Genomic DNA, 1,356 nt, shown 5'->3' on the forward strand with positions numbered 1-1,356 from the left:
CCCGTTTCTCTCCGGGGGGGGGGGCGGTCAGGAACTTGGCCCCAACATCGCCAGCGTGAACGCCGCCGATCTCAATGGCACAGGGCTCTTTCGCCAGATCCCAAGTCCCGCCCACATCAGCCGGATCACCAGCTTTGAAAGCCCGGTGCAATATGCCGACTGGCGCGCTATCAATGCACAGGCCCTGATTACAGGCGCGGTCAGCACGGATGGTGCCGGGCGCATCATCGCCAAATTCCGCATCTATGACGTGTTTTCCGGTCAGGAACTGGGCGCAGGTCAACAGCTTGTCGGAACACAGGACGGCTGGCGGCGTATTGCCCACAAGGTTGCCGATCAGGTCTATAGTCGCATCACTGGCGAAGGCGGTTATTTCGACAGCCGCGTTGTCTTTGTTGCCGAGAGCGGCCCCAAGGATCAGCGCGCTAAGCGGTTGGGTATAATGGACTATGATGGTGCCAATGTGCAGTATCTGACCGACAGCACCAGCATTGTTTTGGCACCCCGCTTTTCCCCCACCGGCGACCGGGTGCTTTACACCAGCTATGAAACTGGCTTTCCGCGCATCTATGTGCTCGACGTGGCCAATGTTGGGCGTCGCGAATTGCCCACACAGGACCCGACCATGAGCTTTGCGCCCCGCTTTGCCCCCAATGGGCGCACCGTGGTCTATTCGCTGACCCAAGGCGGCAATACCGATCTTTATACGATGGACATCGGCAGTGGTGCCAGCACCCGGCTAACCACCGCCCCCTCTATCGAAACCGCACCCAGCTATAGCCCCGATGGCAGCCAGATCGTGTTCGAGAGCGACCGCTCCGGAACACCGCAGCTTTACATCATGTCCGCAGGTGGCGGCGAGGCCCGGCGCATCAGCTTTGGCGAGGGGCGCTACGGCACGCCCGTCTGGTCGCCGCCCGGCGATCTTGTGGCCTTTACAACACCGGGCGTAATCTAAAACAGGTCCCGACCAATACCGGGGCCAGCGATCCTTCGGGGTCACCGCTTCAGAATTGAACCCACAAGGCCCGCGTTTCCTTGGGACGCGGGCTGTGATATGACAGGCCAAGGCAGAAACGAATGGGGCTAAAATGACCTATCTGAGCAAGACACTGATCCTCTGTGCAGGGCTGGCACTGGCCGCTTGTACCAATCCCAACCGCTTTGACGACGGCAGCGCTGTGGATCTCAACAATGGCGCGAACTCTGGGGCTGGCTTTGCCGGCTCCGCGCAAGATCCCACCTCGCCGGCCTATTTCCAGCAGACGGAGACCAATCTCCGAGCCCACGGACCCCTCCTACAATCCCGGCCGGGCCCCACGGCAAAGCCAACGTTGTACGGCACGCCCACACGGG

The 1,356-nt window shown here is 61.1% G+C and carries 2 pseudogenes; both read left to right on the forward strand.

Annotated elements, in window-relative coordinates:
- Nucleotides 1–1,017, forward strand: a pseudogene (gene tolB, locus HEP69_RS23560) (Tol-Pal system protein TolB); the annotation flags it as partial.
- A 74-nt stretch (nt 1,018–1,091) separates the two neighbouring features.
- Nucleotides 1,092–1,356 (forward strand): annotated as a pseudogene (locus tag HEP69_RS23565) (peptidoglycan-associated lipoprotein); the annotation flags it as partial.

This window comes from Aestuariivita sp. (assembly GCF_021404545.1).
GTDB lineage: Bacteria > Pseudomonadota > Alphaproteobacteria > Rhodobacterales > Rhodobacteraceae > Aestuariivita.